Source organism: Dapis brunnea BLCC-M229, from assembly GCF_050015995.1.
Classification (GTDB): domain Bacteria; phylum Cyanobacteriota; class Cyanobacteriia; order Cyanobacteriales; family Microcoleaceae; genus Trichodesmium.
In genome coordinates, this window is record NZ_JBNHEP010000001.1 from 51,884 (window position 1) to 72,624 (window position 20,741).

Genomic DNA, 20,741 nt, shown 5'->3' on the forward strand with positions numbered 1-20,741 from the left:
CCGGTGTAAGTTGGAGCAATGGCAACAATTTTTCTAATTATCGTAGATGAAAATTAAATTCAGTTTTTACAGGAAAAAATGTAATGAAAATTTATAAAAAAAGTAGTTGGTTAGGATTTTTACTTGCTTTATCTACCCTAAATATTCCCACAGCTAATGCCACAGAAAATAATTCACTTCAACCAACAGTTGAAAATCGCATAAATAGAATTACGGCAACTCTTAAACAAAAAGAAGAACAACTTCAAAACATACAAAATCTTGAACCAAATCGCCTTGCCATTGGTTGGGGTGATGGTAAAAAAGGTAGAGGTTGGATTAATGGTAGAGGTCGTAGAGGTTGGGGTAATGGTAAAAATAGAGGTTGGATTAATGGTAATCGTGGTGGTTGGATTGATGGTAGAGGAGGTAGTTTTGTTAATGCCAACCCCTGGCGTAATGGTTGGAGCGATCGTGGTGGTTTTTACAACCGCCGATAATAATTTAGATGTAGTTTTTAGGCAAAATTTCTAGGAAAATAAATATGATAAAAATTTATACAAAAAGTAGTTGGGTTAGTTTTTTATTGGCTTTATCTGCACTGAATATTCCCATAGCTAATGCTACAGAAAATTACCCACTTCAGCCAACAGTTGAAAATCGGATGAATAGAATTACACAAACTATTAGACAAAAAGAAGAACAAGTTCAAGAAACATCAAATATTGAACCAGATCGCCTTGCCATTGGTTGGCGTGATGGTAAAAAAGGTAGAGGTTGGGTAAATATTGGTCGTAGTGGTTGGAAAAATGGTAGAAAAGGTAGAGGTTGGGTAAATATTAGTAGACCAAGGTGGGGTGATGGTCGTCGTGGTGGGTGGGTTAATGGTCGTCGTGGTGGTTGGGTTGATGGTAGAGGAGGTAGTTTTGCTAATGTAAACCCCTGGCGCAATGGTTGGCGTGATGCTGGTGGCTTTTATAATTATCGTCGATAATTTCATAGCAATTATAGTGCTACGCGCAAGTCAACAGTCAAAAGTAATCTGTGAATGAGTTTGAGCATTTATAAATGTCCGCGTCCTATTTGCGTAGTGCTATAGCACTCAGCCACAAGCTGTCATTTGAGTTATTAGTTATCAATTGTCAGCTTTTTTTATTTCTCTCGTAGATATTTTAAGGTTATAGAATTTATCTTAAAATTCAATGTTTGAGCCAAAAGATAACAGGTAAAAATAAAAGTTGATCCAGAGTTTTTGGATTGAATATAGAAAAGCTGATCGTTATTTCTCATAATTTTAATAATTCTGATTTTAATTTAGTTAGTATAAAAAAAATGAACACCATTCAATTTAATCCTACTACTACAGAACTTAATCCCGATATTGACTACTGCAAATTTGGTCCGATTTCTTTAGTTGTAATTCAACCTACCTCTTTCTGCAATCTTGACTGTGATTATTGTTATCTTCCCCATCGTCAACTAAAAAATAGATTATCTCTAAATTTAATCGAACCAATTTTTCAAATAATTTATACCAGTAGTTTTTTAGGTTGTGATTTTACAGTTTGTTGGCACGCTGGAGAACCTCTAGCTGTACCAACTTCCTTTTATGAGTCTGCCTTTGAAATTATTAATCAAGCCGACAAAAAATATAATACTCAACCTTGCAAAACATGGCATTCTTTTCAAACCAACGGTACATTAATTAATCAAGCGTGGTGTGATTTTTTTAAACAACATCCTGTTCATGTTGGAGTGAGTATAGACGGACCAGATTTTATCCATAATATTCATCGTAAAACTCGTACAGGTTTAGGTAGTCATGCCAGCACAATGCGCGGTATTTCTTATTTACAAAAAAATGAGATTGATTTGAGTGTAATTGCTGTTATTACTGAAGATTCTTTAGATTATCCTGATGAAATATTTAACTTTTTCTGGGAAAATAGCATTACTGATGTTGGATTTAATATGGAAGAAACAGAAGGAGTTCATCAGTCTTCATCTTTAGATAAATTAGGTATAGAAAAACGTTACCGAGATTTTATTAAAAGATTTTGGGATTTGACAGCTAAAACAGAAGGTGAATTTAAAGTCCGTGAATTTGAGTCAATTTGTAATTTAATTTATGATGATGAGCGCCTAGAAAATACCGACATGAATAAACCTTTTGTAATTGTCAGTATTGATAATCAGGGTAATTTTTCTACCTTCGATCCAGAATTATTATCTGTAAAAACAGAAAGTTATGGAGACTTTATTTTAGGTAACGTTTTACAAGATACATTTGAGTCAGTTATCCAGACAGAAAAATTTCAGAAAATTTATCAAGACATGACTGCCGGAGTGGAAAAATGTCAGCAAAATTGTCAATATTTTGGTGTTTGTGGTGGAGGAGCAGGCAGTAATAAATATTGGGAAAATGGCACATTTAATTCCACAGAAACCACCGCTTGTAAATATCGGATTAAAGTAATTACTGACCTAGTATTAGATGAGTTAGAAAATTCTTTAGGTATTTCCGGATAATATTTAAAAATACTATTTACCAATCATTGATGCTAGTTGGTAATAATTACTATTGACTGAGATTATAATACCAAATTCATACTACAGATAGATAGTTACAGTAAAATGATGACAAAACTGTTGGTAAATTCGCTACCGACGTAGGGGGGACAAATCACATTATCCCGTTGGCATAAAAAACAATTTTTTATGGTTAAAATAAAAGTTTAGATCAAAAATGAAACAGTTGTACTATCAGAAAAAATAAATATTATAAATTCTTACCTCCTGACTCCTAATACCAATTCACTTTAAAAATGTCACAAATAGTTTCAAACTTTAAATGTCAAATAATTGCCTCAAACCTTTCTCTTGTCAAAGTTTTTAGCCTATCCAATCTAACTTCTGAATTATGAATTATGAATTATGAATTATGAATTATGAATTCTGTGAAATGGTATAACTCCTAATAACAAAGCCACTGTAGCAAAAATTTATCAAATTGTTATAAAACCTACCACCTAAGTATTTTATTCATCTTTAAACCAATCTATGAAAAATATAATTCCCAATTCTAAACCAGGCAAAGCCGAACTTATTCCTATTACTTCAATGCAAAAATATTTAGTGAAAGAAGGTTACCTAATACCCGGCATTGTCACAGTAGTTTTTGTAGTTTTAATGTTCGTTTCCGTGGGAATACCAGAATTATATGAATGGCTAATAGCAACTTATATTTCTGGTGCAGCTTTCTATTTTGTTTACCATTTGTGCGATAAACCTAAACCTTGGTGGGTATTATTTGGCTCCGGTTTTGCTACTTGTGTAATTTTAGCCAGTCCGATTTTGCTTCTATTTATTATTGTATTTCGTGGTATTTTGCCTGGTAATGTCTCAGATAATTTGGAACAGTTAACCTTCCCAGTTTTATTTATCAAAATGTTTTTTGGGGCAGGATTAATGGAAGAATTGCTGAAAGCACTACCAGTGTTTGGCTGTATGTGGCTTGGACAAAGATTACGAAGTCCCCGCAGAGAAGAAGTGGGAGTCTGGGAACCTTTAGACGGAATTTTAATTGGTACTGCTTCCGGCGTTGGCTTTACAATGTTTGAAACCTTGGGTCAATATGTACCGGGAATCGTAGAAAATGTCACAGAGTTATTAGGAGAGGGTCTTTTAGGATTAGGAGTAGGCTATTTAGCAGGATTACAACTACTCATACCTCGGATTTTGGGTTCAATTGCTGGCCACATGGCCTACAGTGGCTACTTTGGCTATTTTATTGGTTTAAGTGTGATTTATCCCCAGGATCGATGGAGAATTTTAGGTGTTGGTTATCTAACTTCCTCTTTGTTACACGCTTTGTGGAATTCTACAGGAGATAGTTTGATAATTTTAGCGACAGTAGGTGCAGTTTCCTATGCGTTTTTTGTTTCAGCAATTTTAAAGGCAAAAGAAATATCAAAAGTGCCGATCAAACTTTAGATAAGAGGCACAAAAAAGGTTTTGGAAAATTAAGAAATTGGAAAATTAAGAAAAAAGATCACCCTACTCAAGGAAGTTAGAGCGATCGCTTTTCTAAGTGACTGTTAACTTTTAGGCTTTAGGAGTTATCTCAATCTTGAGGTTGTCAAAACTCATATTTAAGAACTCACCTGTCACAGGCAAATCTATTAAAAAGCCAATCTTAGACCCCAAGTTAGGATCGTTGTCTGCAAAAGTATAGTTAAAAGACCATTGCTTTATTTCTGTCCATTCAACGCGAGGCTTTGAACTAGATGTTTTAATAGCAGTGGTCAGTAATGTACCAGGATTTTCCTTATCTCCTCCCACGGTCAGGCCAATATAATCAGCATCAGCAAGACGTGCTGGTACTCCGTTCTCATCGATTGGCTTCTCAAAGTTGCAGACATTAATAGTTACAGCGTAGTCTCCAGGAACTAAAGCAAAATCAAAATTAACAAAGGCTTTTCCTCCATATTTAGGGAAACTATTAGCCATTCCTAGTGTTTCTGAGCCAGCAGTAGCTTTGCAACCACTCTGCCCATCAACTTTGAAGTGTTGATCTGAGCTGACAGTCCAATCACCATCATCATCTATATCATTTTCGATGACGATGACCTGTTCTTGAGCAGCAGCGATACTTAGTTTTATACCGATACAGGTAAATACCAGTAATACTGAAATTACCCATGCTAGTATTGATTTCATCTTAGTCTCCTATTTTCGTGGTTTAAATGCTGATGTGGTTTTTTCAATCTATCTCTCAGGTGCTTAGGCGCAGAGATTCCTACTAAACCTTGGCTTTTTGGCGGAATGATCGCCCTATTCAAAGAAGTTAGAGCGATCGCTTTTCTAAGAATAGGAGTAGTAAAAACTTATGAAATCTTACCTTCTGTACCAGTAAAAAATGTGACAATATCCAAACGCGCAGATAGTTGGTATGTCAGTTTTAAATATGATTATGAGCAACCACAGACTCCAAAAAGCGAATGCGACCCCGCGTCGGCGTTAGCGCAGCTCCTCCGAAGGAGGCAAGACGCACCTGGTAGCTTCCCTTGCAAATCTAGACATTATCGGTGTAGATGTAGGCATAAATAAATGCATTAGCAACTTGTTCCGATGGAACGAAATTTGCTAATGTTAAAGCTTACAAACAAGCAAAAAAACAATTAGTACGTTCGTGCTGTCAGTAAAAAAGTTATGGGGTCAAAAAATCGAGCCAAAGCAGTCAAGAAACTAGCCAAGCTGCACAAAAAAGTAGTTGATATCAGAGCAGATGCACTATATAAACTCACATCTAGGTTAGCTAAAAACCACAGAACCATAGTCATAGAGCATTTGAACGTTAGTGGAATTCTCAAAAATCATAAGCTAGCAAGTGCGATAGTAGCCATACGGTTTTTATTAGTTCAAGCGTCAGCTTACATACAAGTGTGAATGTTATGGCAGTCTCTTAGTGATAGCTGATAGGTTTTATCCAAGTTCTAAATTATTTTCTAACTGTGGACATCAACAAAAAATGCCATTGCACCTGAGAACTTATAAATGTCATAAGTGTGGTTTTACAGAAGACAGAAATTTTAACGCTGCTGTCAACTTGAAAAAGTATGTGCATAAGTAGGTGGAGTTCCCACCGATGTCAAGCCTTTGGAGAGAAAGCGGTCGGTGATTCTCACGCCAAGCAGGAAGCTAGCTCCAAGGCTCATGCAATTCCGGCATGGGTAAGTTTGGGTAAGTTTAGTAGAACGGTGAATAGTAAAACTCTTGTGGTAGGGGCAAAATTCCCGCTAAATGTTTACCTCACGGGCAGCGGGAGTGCTGTATATTATTGTTGTTGGTAATAGTAAAGTTAATCCTCAAAAACTTTTTATATAAAATTTTCTTCTATTGTTCATCTATTTTCTAAACTTTCTAGGGATTTAGTTTAGAGTACATGACAACGGACTTTAAATAAATAATAGAGTTGTCGCTAAATAGAGGGGAAAAATCGCTCAAACCTAGACAGAGCAAAAATTTCAGGCGTTTTTACTTACCAATAGTTATAATTCTTACAGGACAAGGCTTTCGGGAATTTTTAAGCTTATAAAGCGACAAGTCTAATAGACTTGTAGAGCAACTCTATCAGGACTTACACAACAGCAATAATTCTGGTGATAATATCCGAAATAAGTACTATTACACAATTATTTACCTATTCTAATCCTCTGTGATCTTTAGAAAGCAAAGAATTCAGCTTGTATAGATGTATAATTAATTTTGTGTACCTACTTAATGACAAAATCATACACCATATATGGCAGTCCTACGTAAGTCCCGTCTGTTAAAGTTCCTACTGGTTTAGCGTTACCAAAAATTTCTTAATTCAGCCAGTCGGCGATCGCCTCTATTTGGTCTGTTGATAATAAAGGTGGGTTATGACCACAAGGAAAATGCTTCACAGTTATTTGGGGATGAATAGATTGCGTTTAATTAGAGAATTTTTTTGAGAGGCAATAAACATTCCAATTAACCCCCCCATTGATGTTCCTATCCAATCAACATTACTGAGATTTAATCTATCTGTTAAAGTTAAAATATCTGAGATATAAAGAGGCAGACCATAATCAGAGGAATTGGATAAACAATCGCTTTTCCCTCTACCTACTATATCAGGGCAAATTATTCGATATTTTTCTTCCAAGGCAGCCGCTAAATAGTCAAAATCTCTCCCTGTACGACTAAAACCATGAACACAAATTAACACCCTTTTATTCTCAGGATTACCCCATTGAGTATAAGCCATTCTATGCTGACCGTTCGGGTTTTTACATTCTATATATTCATACTTTACCATTATCTTTCTCGATCCTAGTTATCTGTAAATATTTGTATTCCTTTGCTTATTTATACTTCAAATTTGAAACTACACGAGAAAGCATTCAGCTATTAGTACTCAGCAACCAGCTTTTTTTGTGAAGGGATTAAACAATTTGCCATGAATGTTTAAGGTCTTCATCTGTGCTTTTAAACCTACTATAAAATCGGATTTCAGTGCTTCAATACTGCAATTAATACCTGCATTTATAAAGCTAATTACCGATAACACAGTTACGACTCAGGAGATTCCCTGACGGCTAAATGCTTACCTACACTAACTCCTGATAAAAACTTAATAACTGCCTAGCTAAAGCTTTATTTGTATACTGACTCATTGCCTTTTCATAACCTTTTTGCCCCAAACTTTCAGTTAATTCTTTTTGCTCCATTAACTGCATTAGACGATTTCTTAATTCTTCAACGTTTCCCTCTGGAAAAACTAAACCAGCATCCCCAATTACATGAGGAATTTCCCCAGAGTCAGAACCTATTACAGGAACTCTACAAGCCATTGCCTCAATTAAAACATGACCAAATTGTTCTTTCCAACCGACAGAAGTTAAAGTTTTAAACTTATAAGTAGTTTCTGATGGCAAAACTAAAGTATTCATCAGATTAATATATTTTTGTACATGGTCGTGAGGTACACTTTCTACAAAAATCAAGCGATCTTTAATTCCTAATGCTGTTGCTGTTTCCAGTAAATTTGCTTGTAATTCACCCCTACCCAATAATAACCATTTCCAATTTTTTTCCTGTAAACCTGCTAGGGATTTAGTTAAAGTTAATAATCCTTTTTCTTCAACAAAACGCCCGACAAAACCCACAACAAAATCATCAGCCTGAATTCCCAAACTATCTCTTAATTCTACTTGAGGTTCTGGTTTAAATAAAGTTTCATCTACTCCTAACTGAGGCATAACTTTAATCGGACCTTTGTAACCTCTCTCCTTTAAAATATCTTCTCCATCTTTATTACCTGCAACAATTCCATCAGTATTTCTAAGGTTATAACCTTCTAACAAAGAAATAGGGAACTTCAGTTCATAAGGTAAATTCCACCAAGTGAAAAATAGGTTTTTAGCCTTCAGCCCTAAAAGCTTATTAAAAGTAATAAATTGAGCATAAGTTAAAGCTTTAGAACCCTGTTCTACTTGAATAATATCTGGCTGAATTTTTCGGAGCAAACTAATTATATCCGGACCGAAAGTTAGTAAAGCCTGATTATTTTCACTGTAATTAGAAATAGGTACTACTTGAAAAGAACCCTCATCAATAAATTTGGTTTCAACTATTTGACTTTGTACCCCTTTTGGATTCCAGCGACGGGGTACAACAACCGTAACTTCAATACCCGGTTCAAGTTTAGCTAAGGCGCGTAACTTTTCACGGTTAAGGTCAACAATATAGGTATGACTAGCTATTAATATTCTCATGGTTTTTATTCTATAATTTAGTATTTATAAAACAGTATATACTAGGTTTTTCAGAAAAATTTGAAGTTAGGGATTTTAATTCAGTTTTTTATTATCTAAAATTTTTAAATAAAAAAATCTTTGCTATATATTACTTATCTATGTTACTCTTCATCCCTAATTCGGTCTAACCAAGCTACTAAATGGATATATTTTTGAAATTTAACATTGCCTGACTTAATTGTTCTAATTGTCTACTTGATAATTGATTAAAGTGTTCTTTTATATTGATATCAAGTTTCCCTAATAAACCCTCTACTAAACTTATAATTAATTCCCTTTTACCTTCTTCACGACCCTCTTTACGACCTTCTCTTTTACCTTCTTCTCTACTAAAAGCAATTGCTCCCCTCCGGTCGAGAATAAATCGCTCTTGGTTTTCCAATCTTTGTAATTCCTCTGTAGTTAAATTAGCCTTATTAGCAATAGTAAAAGCATGATTAATTTCAGGAACCACTTCCATTGATTCTGGTACTACTTCCAAACTATCAGTATGTTTCATAAAGTCAAGCCATTTATCTGTAATACTTTCTAAATCTGCCAACTGTTTTTTAAACTTAGGTAACTCTACAAAAAATAATTCTAAGTCCCTATCTGGATAAACAAAAGAGTCATCCCATTCTTTGAATGCAAAGTAGGTAATAATTTTTTCACTCTCCTTAAACATCGTAAAATCAGCAATAGTTAGAGAAATTACAGGTTTTAAGTCAACGTAAATTTTTCCTTGCCTGAGTTGATTAACATAAACTTTGGCTGCATAGTAAATAACTCCTTTATTAAAACCTTCTATATTTAATACCGGCATTTTAATGGTAACTTATAGAACCATTATCAAGTTTGGCTCTCATATCTAAAAATGAATCTTTGAGAATAGCTATCCATCCTGCTTCATAGGTATCAATAAATTCCAAATCACGGATAGTATTTTGACCTTTATATAGCAGTGCATTGAGAAAACTAATCAGAATATCTTTACTCTCAGCAGAGCTAAATATTTTTTTAAACGCATAATCTGTTTTTGGATTAATAAATCTCATAATAAATAGCGTCTTAATTATTGATATTTTTACTTCAACCTAGGGACGTTGCGCAACCTTCCTACCTACTTCCAATTTTTGACTTTCTTTAGAAATATCCAAAAATCCAAAGTAAAATCAATTATTATCCATAAATTATCAATTATTTCTCCCTATTCCCTATTCCCTATTCCCTATTCCCTATTCCCTATTCCCTGTTCCCTTGTATAAATTTGCCCGTCATCCCAAATAGATTTAATCCTAGTTTGAACAGCACTCAAAAAACCAAGAGTATAGAAACTGCCACGAGTAATTATTTTTATAGGAGAACCACCTTTATAACAAGGAGGGTGGCCCAACACATGACAATCAAATAATTTGGCAAAGAAACGCAGACATTGATTAGGAGTGAGATTTTTTAATCCCATGAAAAAGTGATTATGATAGAAAGTAACTTGATATTTGAGAGACCTTGTAGAAATATCATGGCAACCTCCACTTTCTTCACCCAAATGAACTAAAGAAGCTTCCGGGTCAAACCAAATATGATAACCAGTTTCTCGCAACCTCAAACAAAAATCTGACTCTTCCCGTACTGCACTACCACGAAACCTCTCATCAAAATTCAGGCCATACTTAGTAAAAATCTCTCGGCGATAGGACATATTACAACCTCTTGCTGAAATGACTCGTTGAGCTTTAACCGTATGTACCAGATCGATATGATACCAAGCAATACCAGGGTCTGATGCTTCAGGGGGCAAATCCTCTATTTCCAATTCTCCACCAGAATCTCCTAATTTCATCCGGTCAAATACTCGTCCTGCCACTGCCCCTATCTCTGGGCGATCAACATAGTTACGAGCATGAGTAGCCAAAAATCCTGCTTCCAAACGTACATCATCATCAATAAAAATGATTATTTCCCCACTACAATGTCTAACCGCATAATTTCTTGCCCCTGGTAAACTCGCCCAAGTCAGACGGAATAATTTAATTTTTCCAACATTAGCTTGTTCTTCTAAATAAGCTTGAACTTCTGGTTTATGAGTAGCAGTTTGGTCAACTACCAAAACTTCAAAATTAGGGTAGTCTTGCTTAAGAATATCAGTGATCGTATCTACTAGAGGTTCCTCCCGATTATAAGTAGGAATAACAACAGAAATGGGAATAGTTAATTGTTGATTTTCTTGAGTTAGAGATTCGTTCATTTTTCACCTTCTTAATTCTTATTTACTATTTTCCATTTCTTCTTCAGCTTTAATTCTTGCCTGTTCCTGTTTATCAATTTCTGGCAACCTGAAAACTACCCCAGCAAAATACCAGTAATAAACAGCAACTGGGTCTACATCAAGAGGATAATAATAAGTGTTATAACTCATAATTAGAACAAAAACCCAATAGCTTGCACCCAAACTGCGTAGATTTTTATCTTTAACTGAGCGATAAGCTTTAAAACCACTAAGAGTAATACTTGTTAATAGTACTAACATTGCAATTGCGCCTATAGGTCCTATTTCATACATTAACTTAGGATAATAAGTTTCAATTAACCTAGTTCTACCAAAAACTCTAGCTGAGTTAGTAGCTCGCCCTAGACCCTTACCAAAAATTCCATCTTGTGCGTGACTGGACTCCTCAAATTGTTGGGTAATAAAAGCAGTGGGTGGTGAAGCCTTCCAACGACTCACAAAACTATCTATTCGTTCTTGAACAACTTCGGGATTAGATACTACTACTCCTGTAAGAAGAATACCTAGTCCAATACCAATAGGAAGAAACCTTTTGAGGTTAGCTACCTGACCTGTTAAGACTAAAAGTATTATTGTTACTGTAGGAACTAGAGCTAAAGCAATTCTTTGACCGCTAATAGCTGAATTAATAAAAACTACTGCCATACCAAATAAACCCCCTATTCGCCAGAGGGGAGAGGGGTCACTAAAAGCAACTGCAAAGGTAAACGCAGCATTAGAAATCAAGAACCATCCCCATTGCCAAGGCGCAACAAAAGTACCAGGTAAACGAATTACACCCTGACTAGGGCTAAATAGTAGAGCGCCCCCTATTAAACATTTAGCTTCTAGGCTGGCCTTAAATAATTGGTCTCCACTAAAACCACGAGTACCATTACACTTACCAGAACTTAGGAATTGGTACTGTACCATACCAAGTAAACAGCAGATAATAGCCAGAATTACTGTAAGACGGGCTGCAAATAATAACTCTTTTTTACTTTTGAGTTTATAGTAAGCTCCTGTAATTAGAGGTAGGTAGCCAATCATTGCTTTGAGTCCCAATATTCCCATCGCAATTGGGTTATCATTAGTTGCATTTGGTCTGCGTGGGTCTGGTGGTTCAAACTGTTGAGCACCATTAACAAATAATAGGGTGATCAGACAAAACCCCAATAAAAAGTACAAGGGGTTTTTCAGTGCCTTGGGAATGATGAATGGATTTCCTGTATTTTTGCACCACATACCAATGCCAATCATTGCTGGAATGAAGAAGCCATCTTTAGCTAACTGAAATATTGGACTTCCACCACCGATCCAGTAAGTAACGGTACCAGCAAAGGGCAAATAGATCATAAATCCCCAAAGCCCTAACATTGGATACTTGAAAGAAAGACCTAAAACTGCTACGCCACCACCACCAGCAAGGGCGATTTTGGGGTCAGCTACAAAAAATAATACGACACCAATTACAGCACCCAAACCACCATAAGTAACCAGAGCGCCAATGGCCTGCTGAATTTGTTTGGCTCTTTGGCGCTTTCTGGCAGCCAGCTCCTTTTTACTAATCTGAGGTGCAGCAGGTTTGCCTTTCTTTTTTGATTTGCTTTTTAATTTCTTTTTCGACTTTTGTTTTGTTGGCATTGTTGAGTCAGTTTTAGACCAGATGTTGCTGGACTGCTAAAACTAAGTTCTCTGTCCAAGAGTTTGCTAGTTCAGCATTAATTGCTTCTACCATAACTCGAATGACTGGCTCTGTGCCAGAGGCTCGGACTAAAACCCGCCCAAAATCTGCTAGAGCTGTTTCTGCTTCTTCAATAGCTCTGACTAATGGTTCGCAGTTTTTCCAGTTCGCTCGGCGATCGCGGTCTTCAACCCGAATATTTCGGAGCAATTGGGGATAGGTCTGAAAGCTTTGGTCTACTAATTCTGCTAGAGAAATTCCAGAATTTTTTACTAGGGTCGCCAAATGCAACGCCGTCATTAGACCATCTCCTGTAATGCCATAGTGGGGACAGAGAATATGTCCTGATTGTTCTCCACCTAACATTGAACCTGTGCGCTGCATTTCTGCGTGAACGTATTGGTCTCCGACTTTAGTCCGTAACATTTGTCCACCCTGTTTGTGCCAAGCACGTTCAAACCCTAAGTTGGCCATAACTGTACTAACAATTAAATTATTTGGTAGTAACCCTGCTTGACTTAAGCTTTGACCCCAAAAATAGAGTATATAATCTCCATCAATAGAACGACCTTGAGAATCTACCGCTAATACTCGGTCAGCATCTCCATCAAAGGCAAATCCCATATCAGCTTTATTTTCTATTACTGTTTGTTGGAGGGAATGAAGGTGAGTTGAACCACAGTTCACATTGATCCGATCGCCGTTTGGTTGGTCATGTAAACAAATAATTTCTGCTCCCATTGCCTGAAAAACTTCTGGGGCGGTATGAACTGCTGCTCCCCAAGCTAAGTCCAGAACTATTTTCATTCCCTGGAAATGTCCTGCTATTAAAGGAGAATGTAGAGATGCTTGGTACTCCTTGACTAATTCTGGTCTATGGTAGTGTTGTCCCCAGTTACTATGGATGGTGGGAAAATCTGCGGTTCCTCTAATTCCAGATTCTATCTGTTTTTGTAATTCTGAAGAGAGTTTTGTACCATCGGAACCAAAAAATTTTATTCCATTATCTTCGGGTGGATTATGACTAGCAGAAATCATTATTCCACCTATTGCTTCTGAAACGCTAGTAAGATAGGCAACGCAAGGAGTGGGGCATAAACCTAAATTCCAAACTTCTAACCCTGCTGCTGTTAAACCTGCTGACAGAGCCATAGCTAACATATTGCCAGAGTTTCTGGTATCTTGACCCATTATTACAGGGCCAGAGTTTGGAGAATATTGGCGCAATACTTGTCCAGCCCAAAAACCTATTTGTAGGGCTAGGGGGGCGGTGAGTAGTTCTCCTGCTTTACCTCGGATGCCATCTGTACCGAATAGTGGTGTTGTGGGCAGTGAGTTATTGTTCCAAGGCAATGTTGTTGTTATTGCTTTGGCTGATAAGTTAAAGGTGTTTTGTCCGTAAGCTGGTTTGAATGATGGTGTTGCTACCATAATTTTCACTCCTCGTCAAGATTAAGTTATTCTCACTCTCAACAAAGAGAATAGCACTTCCGGATTAAATAAGAAGGTGGGAAGATAGGGTTTGGGGAGTTGGGGAGATTGAATATTGAAGTATAGATTAGTAAGTGCCCATGCAAAATTAATTTAACATTTTTAATTGATTTTCCTTTCTACAACATTCGCTCTGAATCTGAGAAATAATACTCTTTTAAGTTGAATAAAAAATCATGTGCATAGATAAAACAAAGATAATCTTTATGGCATCACAATTTTTGTGAGGATGCAACCGAAAATACTTTGACGTGCGATTTTTTTAGGAGCTTAACAGAATGAAAATGTTTGTGGCTTTGCACTCAAGAGCAATGGATAGAAAGATTTGATGAGGGAAAAACATTTGTGGGAAGCTCCACAAGATTAAAATATTTTTGGTACTGCTTCTGGGAAAATTCCTGAAAGCGTTTTAGACTCAAACAGGCGCACTTTTTTCCACCCTAAGATGGAAATAAACTATATGCAGATTTGTTTGCTAGGTTGTCTTGCAGTAGCTGGATCAAGATTAAACTCAGTATCTACAAATTCCACAGAATGATAAGTATTAATCCACAAGTGAGCGCCACATTTTGCTGGTTCGTAAGGTCGATAGACGATCAGGCAAGGACCTGGAATATATAAGTCATAACCATAATCGTTGCGTTTGCCGTCCTTAACAGAAATGACAGGTTCCAATTTTTCTGGAGGTTTACCCTTATTCCCTTTAATCTTGCTTTGATTAACATGAATCATTTTAGGTTCAGTGGGTTCTTGCTTGTGCCAGATACCTTTCGGACCGCGCCGAGCCGGAATTATTACAGGCATTCCACTTTCAGAAACTGGTATTTCCCAGAATCTACCATTTTTCTCAGCATCTTTGACTCTTCCCTGAGCTAATAAAACTAATAAACGTTGACGAGATATACCTAATAAAATAGATGCTTCTCTAGTACCCATGATTTTTTCTTCAACTATTGGACAATAGTAAATATATGATAAAAAGATAACTTTCTCAAAGTTACCTAAGAATAATAGTAAATGAAATTATTGATTTTGTGGTAGTGGTTTACAAGTAGTAATATTCAGCATATTAGAGACTGTTTGTAAAATAAGTATTAAGAGAACATGCGAGTGACTAAAATCTAAAAGCGGTAATACTTCAAGAGATTGAAATTTGGTAGGTAGAGAAGTATTCAGTACATATATTCCTAGATTTTTAAGCGACAAATATTTGTCTTGATTTCTTCCTCCTTATTCCCTATTCCCTATTCCCTATTCCCTGTTCCCTGTTCCCTGTTCCCTGTTCCCTGTTCCCTATCTCCTTTTTATATTTCCTTTACAAACAATCTCTTAAGTCAACTAGAGACCGACTGAGTATTATGCTTGACACTCCACGGACTAAAGTCGCGTGGATTCTTAAGGGTCACAAATTTGACGGACTTTCCTCACGTCAAATTTTACCCTTAATGGCATAGCCAAAGATGCCTAAGCGTCTGTCCCGGGTAAACCCATTCAGGTTGCTTTTTGCTCCAATATTTGCAGCACCGTTACAGTCAGCATTTATCAATTTTCCTTCCCTAGTGTTGAGGGTTTTAGCCATTTTTTGAGCTTAATTCCCAACAACTCTATTGTATAAAAAAGCAGATTTTTGTTGAGATTTTATACCGAATAAAAGTGATTAGTCACCCCTTTGTTAAAAACTTACCCCTGTAAGCACCCCACCTCCCCATTTCTGAATTACCTCCCTAGTAGCTAAACCAGTTTTTTCCCAACTAAACTCTTTAGCTCTAGCCAAACTTAAGGTTGAGAGTCGCGATCGCTCTCCTCCATCTTTAGCAATAATATTCATGGCATCTGTTATTTCTCCCACATTTTTCGGGTTAACTAAAATAGCAGCATCTCCAGCAACTTCTGGCAGAGATGAAATATTAGAAGTAATAACAGGGGTACCACAACCCATTGCTTCCAATACAGGAAAACCAAAGCCTTCCCACAAACTAGGAAAAACCAGAGCGATCGCTTGATTAATTATTTTGGGTAATTCTGTTGTGGGAACATAGTCTAGAAATTTGACTAATTTTGTTAATTCTAGTTCTTTTATTTGAGTTTTTAAGGTGGGTGTATAAGTATTATCTGTAGGTCCGGCAAGCCATAATTCATACTCGGAAAAATTAGGTAAATTAGCAAAAGCTTCTATCAACCGATGTAGATTTTTATAATGATCGTGGCGACCAAGATAAAGAAAGTAATTTTTCGTAGGTAAGTCTAAAAATTGGAATTTTTCAGAGTCATAACCTAAAGGAATAGGAGTAATTTTTTGAGGTGGTATTTGGAAAAAATCAGTAATATCTTTTGCCGTAGCTTGAGAATTACAAATAATATGTTCTGCCTGGTTTAATACTTGAGGAATATAATATTTGAAATAAGCAGTTAAGCGCGAACCAGGTTTTGGAAAACGTAAAGGAATTAAATCGTGAGCCATGACAATATAACGACACTGAGAAAATAATGGCGCTTCTGGAAGGGGAGAAAAAAGTAGATTTCCTCGTAATTTTTTATAGATATTTGATAATTGAAATTGAGTCCAAAATAATCGTCGTAAATGACCTTTAGTTCCCTGAGCGGGTGTCATATTATTAGGGATGAGATGGCAGTTAAAATTGGGAATTTTATTAGGAACTAATAGGGTAGGATTAAGTTGTTGAAGTTGCGGCAGGATGTTATTAGCGTAGACGGATATTCCTGTAGGTTGGGGAATTAATACTGATAAATTTATTATAAGTTCGTTAGACATTTGCGCTCAGACGGATTATGGCACGGATATACGGATTAAGATAAGAGTCCAGCAATAAGTTTAGGTTGGATTTAAGATAAAAATTCCTCCGATCAAATAATACTTTGTTGGGTTTGACTTCGTTCTACCCAACCTGCCAAAATTTTAAATACTGTAGGTTGGGTTGAGGGAGTGCGATTGGTTTGGCTTAACGAACTCCTATGTAAGTTAGGCCACTCCCAAAACTAGGGATAACTAAGCGTATCCATGCAGGTTGAATTCCTGCTGTGCGGGATGCGCAGTGACTTCCATTGCTCAGGTTTCCAAGGTAACAACTTGGTCTGGAGGTGCATGGGCTTAAAGCCTTCAATAATTAATAATTAATAATTAATAATTACCTCTTCTTAAAAACGGATAGGATTGGTTAAAAGGAATTTTTTGGTTTTTTTCTCCTTGCTCATGAGAGGCTTTAAACCTTAATTTTTCGGTAAAAATAGAAGGTTTTACCTGGTTATCTTAGGCCTTGGGAGTTGCATAAGGTTAACGCACAGTCAATAAGCGTATTACCGCTCGTCACCCAAAATTGGTGAAATTAAACCTGGTACACCAAACCCAAAAGGGATGCCTTGTACAACTGGTAACGTAGTTTGGAGGGCGTTATCGCATCTAGTTAGGGCCGGGCGAGGCTAGGAGCCTAAGTGTAACGTGAAATGGTACTAGGGAACGAAGTAACCCCTTAAGACTCTCAGGTCTCGACCCCTGAGTAGGGAAAGTTTACATGATGTCTTTTAGGGCTAAGGATTCCCTAAAAAGCAAGCCTGGAGTAATTTCTAGGATGTGCAGACCTGGGGAGGTAACAAGGTTGGCGGGAAACAGAAACTCAATAAGGCAAAACCTATCTCGTGCCAGTATGAAGTGGAAGCCGTGCCCACTATAAATAAGAAGTCGATGCCTAAGAAGCTAAATGTACAGGAAGTACATGAGAAAATGTGTCCAACCCTAGAACCCTTGAGACAAAGGTGGGAAGAAGGGAGTATGTCTACCTAACCTGGAAATCCTTGTTATTAGGAGCCGTGTGAGCTGGAAACTCTCACGCACGGCGCGTGGAGTAGAGGTGAGGGATAGGGATATCCCCATCGACTACCTCCGAAACCCAACATTTTCAGTCAATTTGGTTCAGATAAGACAAAAATTACTCTAATCAAATGATGGTTTGTTAGGTTTTACTTCGTTCTACCAAACCTACGTTTAACTTCCAACTTTTAACTTTTGACTTAAAAGGCTGTGTTGGGTTTCACTTCGTTCTACCCAAACTACAATTATGTCTGATAAATTTCCTAATGGCTTTGAACTTAATATTAGCTATTTTATAATTTATTGGCAGGTTAACTAAAGCAGCTATAGTAATTCTGAGTAATCTATATATTAAAACTAATTTATTTGTATGTTTTTCTAAACTCAATAGATAGCTATAGATGCTATGTTCAAGTTTTAATTCTGGGTTTTTATTGGTAATAGAAGATGGTTGATGAATTACAGATATTGTTTGAGTAATGGCTATTTTATGACCTTGTTTTACATAGCGTCTACAGAAGTCAAAATCTTCATAATATAAAAAATAATTTTCATCAAACTGAGGGCATTTTTCAAAGTTTTTGAGGTTAATTAACATACTGCATCCTGTTACCCAATCTGTGGTTAATGTTTCTGTTTTGGAAAGAAATTCATTGGCAATTATTTTGCCAGTTTCGGGAATAAATCTTCCGCCACCAAACCAAATTTTACCTGTGGGTTTGTAGACGGTTGTTCCTAATATAGAAAATTCTGGATTTTTGGCTAAAAAATGATGTGCTTTTTCCAGAGAATCAGGTAATAAATAAGCATCGGGATTAATTAACCAAACTATTGCTTGGGGATTTTGAGTATAAATCCAATTTAATCCTAAATTGCACGCTTTGCCATATCCTAAGTTAGTTTCTGAGTTGATAATAATTGTTGTATTATTTTGAAATTGATAAATAGAATTATCGTCGGTAGAATTATTGATGATAATAATTTGCTGAAATAGTTGGGGAGTTAATTTAATAGAATTGATTAATTTTTTAATTAACTCAGTTGAATAGTAGTTAACCGTGAGAAAGTAGATAGTCTTTATATTAGTTTTTCCTTCGGAGTCTAGTGATGAAAGTTCAGGATAAACCAGGTTTTTCCAAAAAGATTGTCTAATTAGAAATTATTCAACTATCAACCCGGTTTCTTAGAAGGAAGTAGGGTGAAAGTTCAGGATAAACCAGATTTTTCCAGAAACATTGTTGGATTAGGAATTATCCTAATAAAAACCTGGTTTCTTAGGGATAAGTCAAGTGAAAGTTCACTATAAACCAGGTTTTTGAAAAAACATTAGTTGAATTAGAAATTATCCTGATAAAAACCCGGTTTCTTAGACGGTAAGGGTTAAAAACCCATTCTAAACTTAAAAAAAATAATCTTGCTGACTGCTGACCGCTGACCGCTTTTTTAATCAAGTTAATTCTATTTGACTATCATCTCCAATCATAAACCGTAATGCTTTAGGACGTTGTGGAGCATTAATTAGTTGGGCGCGACGACCGAGTAAACTATCAACAATACGTTGATGAATTTCAATAATTTTTGCTCCTTGTAATATGACACTATGTTCTAGGTCAACATCAATTAAAGTTACATTATCGGCAATACTACTATAAGGACCGATAAAACAATTTTCCAAGTGACAATTATCACCTATAATAACAGGACCTCGAACACTACAATTAATTAATTTTGTATTTTCACCAATTTTTACCCTGCCAATAATTTGACTTTGATAATCTATTTCTCCATCTATGGATTTAGTTATCCGAGTATCTAAAATAATTTGATTGGCACTGAGTAAATCATCTTTTTTACCTGTGTCTAACCACCAACCTTCTAAGGTGCGTGCTTCTACAGAAATTTCCGGTTCTTCACCAGAAGTTTGTTGGTCAATTAAATATTGAATAGCATCAGTAATTTCTAATTCGCCTCTAGCGGAAGGTTTGATATTAGCAATAGCATTATGTATTTTTTGAGAAAAGAAATATACACCCACAAGAGCCAAATCTGATGGTGGAACTTTAGGCTTTTCAACTAATCCTAATACTCGTCCTTGTTCATCTACTTTTGCCACACCAAAAGCTGTAGGATTAGGAACTTTCCGTAGTAGAATTAAAGCGTCTAATTGTTTTTGTTTAAAAGTATCTAAAAATTGCCCTAACTGACTTTCAATGATATTATCTCCGAGATACATTATGAAAGGAGAATCTCCCAAAAATGGTTGAGCAATTTTAACAGCGTGAGCTAAACCTGCCGGTTGTTCTTGGAGAATATATGTAATTTTAGCTCCAAATCTTTCGCCGTTTCCTGTTAATTCTTGTACTTCTTTTCCCGTTTCTAGACTAATAATAATTCCGATGTCGGTAATACCTGCTGCCACAATACCCTCAATTCCGTACCACAAAATAGGCTTATTAGCAACTGGTACTAATTGCTTTGCTCCTGTATAGGTAAGAGGACGTAATCTCGTTCCTTTTCCTCCAGAGAGAATTAATGCTTTCATGTTAATTTATGATTAGGAGTTTTTGCGGTAGTTTGTGTTTTTTGGTGTAATTTTTTTTTAGTCTAACATAAGCTCGACTGGCAATCAATTGTAATTTTAATAAATTAAGGAACAAGTGAAAAACTTGTAGAGATAGCTATTGCTAGATTTTTTACTAATGATAAATACTATGATAAGCAGGTAAACAAAATAAATTACACATTATTATAAGCTGAAATCCTTACTGTGTAAACATCACTTGTGTAAATAATTCTGTGTAGGTGCTGATGATTCTAGTTTTTCTTATTCTAATTCTATAAAGAATATAGCAATCCTAAATAGGTTGTGACAAATCAAAAAGTAAATAAAAAAACTGAAACTCTTACGAGTTAAGTGTTCCCAGTTAAGTGTTCCCTAAAAAGCAGTAAGATTTTTGACACGAATAAAATAGGATTGCTATAGCTTTATCTGTTACCAACATAATATTTGGAAAATCAGGTTTTAATTTCCTATCAGTAGATATTCGCAGAAGGAGTTTAAGTTTAAAGAGGTATAATAGGAATTAATTTTCGAGTCCACCATCGAAGAAGAAATGTAAGGATTCAGGTGTAGGGGTTGAAAAAATCATCCCAATGACTCAGAGATAGTAA

Annotated in this window: 17 protein-coding genes and 3 pseudogenes; 7 read left to right on the forward strand and 13 right to left on the reverse strand. The window is 36.0% G+C overall.

Going from position 1 to position 20,741, the window contains the following annotated elements:
* Positions 1–83 precede the first annotated feature (83 nt).
* The 4 genes from grrA (ACP6PM_RS00205) to ACP6PM_RS00220 all read left to right on the forward strand — a co-directional run bounded on the left by grrA (ACP6PM_RS00205) (position 84) and on the right by ACP6PM_RS00220 (position 3,972).
* Positions 84–479, forward strand: a complete 396-nt coding sequence (grrA, locus tag ACP6PM_RS00205) for a GrrA/OscA1 family cyclophane-containing rSAM-modified RiPP (protein ID WP_426580737.1) — start codon at positions 84–86, stop codon at positions 477–479.
* Between the two features lie 44 nt (positions 480–523).
* Entirely contained in the window at positions 524–973 is a 450-nt protein-coding gene (gene grrA, locus ACP6PM_RS00210; RefSeq protein WP_426580739.1) for a GrrA/OscA1 family cyclophane-containing rSAM-modified RiPP, read from the forward strand.
* 338 nt (positions 974–1,311) lie between these two features.
* Positions 1,312–2,508 carry a cyclophane-forming radical SAM/SPASM peptide maturase GrrM/OscB gene (gene grrM, locus ACP6PM_RS00215; RefSeq protein ID WP_426580741.1) on the forward strand — a complete coding sequence of 399 codons (1,197 nt, stop codon included), beginning with the start codon at positions 1,312–1,314 and terminating at the stop codon, positions 2,506–2,508.
* A gap of 531 nt (positions 2,509–3,039) precedes the next feature.
* The gene (locus ACP6PM_RS00220; protein WP_426580743.1) at positions 3,040–3,972 is read left to right on the forward strand and encodes a PrsW family intramembrane metalloprotease; all 933 of its coding nucleotides are present in this window, start codon (positions 3,040–3,042) and stop codon (positions 3,970–3,972) included.
* Positions 3,973–4,083: 111 nt separating this feature from the next.
* Here ACP6PM_RS00220 and ACP6PM_RS00225 read toward each other — a convergent pair whose 3' ends face one another.
* Positions 4,084–4,698 (reverse strand): hypothetical protein, encoded by a 615-nt coding sequence (locus ACP6PM_RS00225; RefSeq protein WP_426580745.1) that lies wholly within the window; start codon positions 4,696–4,698, stop codon positions 4,084–4,086.
* Between the two features lie 105 nt (positions 4,699–4,803).
* Here ACP6PM_RS00225 and ACP6PM_RS00230 point away from each other — a divergent pair, with 105 nt between their 5' ends.
* The 3 genes and pseudogenes from ACP6PM_RS00230 (at position 4,804) to ACP6PM_RS00240 (ending at position 5,611) form a co-directional block, all read left to right on the forward strand.
* Positions 4,804–5,088, forward strand: coding sequence for a hypothetical protein (locus ACP6PM_RS00230; protein ID WP_426580747.1), 285 nt, complete (start codon positions 4,804–4,806; stop codon positions 5,086–5,088).
* 93 nt (positions 5,089–5,181) lie between these two features.
* Positions 5,182–5,427: pseudogene (locus ACP6PM_RS00235) on the forward strand (transposase); the annotation flags it as partial.
* 19 nt (positions 5,428–5,446) lie between these two features.
* Complete coding sequence (locus tag ACP6PM_RS00240) at positions 5,447–5,611, forward strand: zinc ribbon domain-containing protein (protein ID WP_426580749.1); 165 nt, start codon at positions 5,447–5,449, stop codon at positions 5,609–5,611.
* Between the two features lie 819 nt (positions 5,612–6,430).
* Here the strand turns inward: ACP6PM_RS00240 and ACP6PM_RS00245 are convergent.
* From ACP6PM_RS00245 to ACP6PM_RS00300, 12 genes and pseudogenes are all read right to left on the reverse strand, one after another.
* The gene (locus tag ACP6PM_RS00245; RefSeq protein WP_426580751.1) at positions 6,431–6,823 is read right to left on the reverse strand and encodes an alpha/beta fold hydrolase; all 393 of its coding nucleotides are present in this window, start codon (positions 6,821–6,823) and stop codon (positions 6,431–6,433) included.
* A gap of 292 nt (positions 6,824–7,115) precedes the next feature.
* Positions 7,116–8,282, reverse strand: coding sequence for a hormogonium polysaccharide biosynthesis glycosyltransferase HpsO (gene hpsO / locus ACP6PM_RS00250; RefSeq protein ID WP_426580753.1), 1,167 nt, complete (start codon positions 8,280–8,282; stop codon positions 7,116–7,118).
* 178 nt (positions 8,283–8,460) lie between these two features.
* Positions 8,461–9,358, reverse strand: a pseudogene (locus ACP6PM_RS00255) (Rpn family recombination-promoting nuclease/putative transposase).
* Between the two features lie 173 nt (positions 9,359–9,531).
* A complete protein-coding gene (gene hpsN, locus ACP6PM_RS00260) occupies positions 9,532–10,548 on the reverse strand; it encodes a hormogonium polysaccharide biosynthesis glycosyltransferase HpsN (protein ID WP_426580756.1) in 1,017 nt (338 codons plus the stop codon).
* Between the two features lie 18 nt (positions 10,549–10,566).
* Entirely contained in the window at positions 10,567–12,213 is a 1,647-nt protein-coding gene (hpsL, locus tag ACP6PM_RS00265; RefSeq protein ID WP_426580758.1) for a hormogonium polysaccharide biosynthesis protein HpsL, read from the reverse strand.
* A 13-nt stretch (positions 12,214–12,226) separates the two neighbouring features.
* Positions 12,227–13,684, reverse strand: a complete 1,458-nt coding sequence (glmM, locus tag ACP6PM_RS00270) for a phosphoglucosamine mutase (RefSeq protein WP_426580760.1) — start codon at positions 13,682–13,684, stop codon at positions 12,227–12,229.
* Between the two features lie 516 nt (positions 13,685–14,200).
* Positions 14,201–14,680, reverse strand: coding sequence for a hypothetical protein (locus ACP6PM_RS00275; RefSeq protein WP_426580762.1), 480 nt, complete (start codon positions 14,678–14,680; stop codon positions 14,201–14,203).
* Between the two features lie 493 nt (positions 14,681–15,173).
* Complete coding sequence (locus ACP6PM_RS00280) at positions 15,174–15,323, reverse strand: hypothetical protein (RefSeq protein ID WP_426580764.1); 150 nt, start codon at positions 15,321–15,323, stop codon at positions 15,174–15,176.
* Between the two features lie 93 nt (positions 15,324–15,416).
* A complete protein-coding gene (locus tag ACP6PM_RS00285) occupies positions 15,417–16,517 on the reverse strand; it encodes a glycosyltransferase family 4 protein (RefSeq protein WP_426580766.1) in 1,101 nt (366 codons plus the stop codon).
* Positions 16,518–17,790: 1,273 nt separating this feature from the next.
* Complete coding sequence (locus tag ACP6PM_RS00290) at positions 17,791–18,168, reverse strand: glycosyltransferase family 2 protein (RefSeq protein ID WP_426580768.1); 378 nt, start codon at positions 18,166–18,168, stop codon at positions 17,791–17,793.
* Positions 18,169–18,183: 15 nt separating this feature from the next.
* Positions 18,184–18,723: pseudogene (locus tag ACP6PM_RS00295) on the reverse strand (glycosyltransferase); the annotation flags it as partial.
* Between the two features lie 294 nt (positions 18,724–19,017).
* On the reverse strand, positions 19,018–20,112 hold the full coding sequence (locus tag ACP6PM_RS00300) for a glucose-1-phosphate thymidylyltransferase (RefSeq protein ID WP_426580770.1): 1,095 nt from the start codon (positions 20,110–20,112) through the stop codon (positions 19,018–19,020).
* Positions 20,113–20,741: the final 629 nt, after the last annotated feature.

Coding starts and splice junctions, on each gene's coding strand:
- grrA (WP_426580737.1), top strand. CDS start 84: ATGAAAATTTATAAAAAAAGTAGTTGGTTAGGATTTTTACTTGCTTTA.
- grrA (WP_426580739.1), top strand. CDS start 524: ATGATAAAAATTTATACAAAAAGTAGTTGGGTTAGTTTTTTATTGGCT.
- grrM (WP_426580741.1), top strand. CDS start 1,312: ATGAACACCATTCAATTTAATCCTACTACTACAGAACTTAATCCCGAT.
- ACP6PM_RS00220 (WP_426580743.1), top strand. CDS start 3,040: ATGAAAAATATAATTCCCAATTCTAAACCAGGCAAAGCCGAACTTATT.
- ACP6PM_RS00225 (WP_426580745.1), bottom strand. CDS start 4,698: ATGAAATCAATACTAGCATGGGTAATTTCAGTATTACTGGTATTTACC.
- ACP6PM_RS00230 (WP_426580747.1), top strand. CDS start 4,804: ATGATCGCCCTATTCAAAGAAGTTAGAGCGATCGCTTTTCTAAGAATA.
- ACP6PM_RS00245 (WP_426580751.1), bottom strand. CDS start 6,823: ATGGTAAAGTATGAATATATAGAATGTAAAAACCCGAACGGTCAGCAT.
- hpsO (WP_426580753.1), bottom strand. CDS start 8,282: ATGAGAATATTAATAGCTAGTCATACCTATATTGTTGACCTTAACCGT.
- hpsN (WP_426580756.1), bottom strand. CDS start 10,548: ATGAACGAATCTCTAACTCAAGAAAATCAACAATTAACTATTCCCATT.
- hpsL (WP_426580758.1), bottom strand. CDS start 12,213: ATGCCAACAAAACAAAAGTCGAAAAAGAAATTAAAAAGCAAATCAAAA.
- glmM (WP_426580760.1), bottom strand. CDS start 13,684: ATGGTAGCAACACCATCATTCAAACCAGCTTACGGACAAAACACCTTT.
- ACP6PM_RS00275 (WP_426580762.1), bottom strand. CDS start 14,680: ATGGGTACTAGAGAAGCATCTATTTTATTAGGTATATCTCGTCAACGT.
- ACP6PM_RS00280 (WP_426580764.1), bottom strand. CDS start 15,323: ATGGCTAAAACCCTCAACACTAGGGAAGGAAAATTGATAAATGCTGAC.
- ACP6PM_RS00285 (WP_426580766.1), bottom strand. CDS start 16,517: ATGTCTAACGAACTTATAATAAATTTATCAGTATTAATTCCCCAACCT.
- ACP6PM_RS00290 (WP_426580768.1), bottom strand. CDS start 18,168: ATGTTAATTAACCTCAAAAACTTTGAAAAATGCCCTCAGTTTGATGAA.
- ACP6PM_RS00300 (WP_426580770.1), bottom strand. CDS start 20,112: ATGAAAGCATTAATTCTCTCTGGAGGAAAAGGAACGAGATTACGTCCT.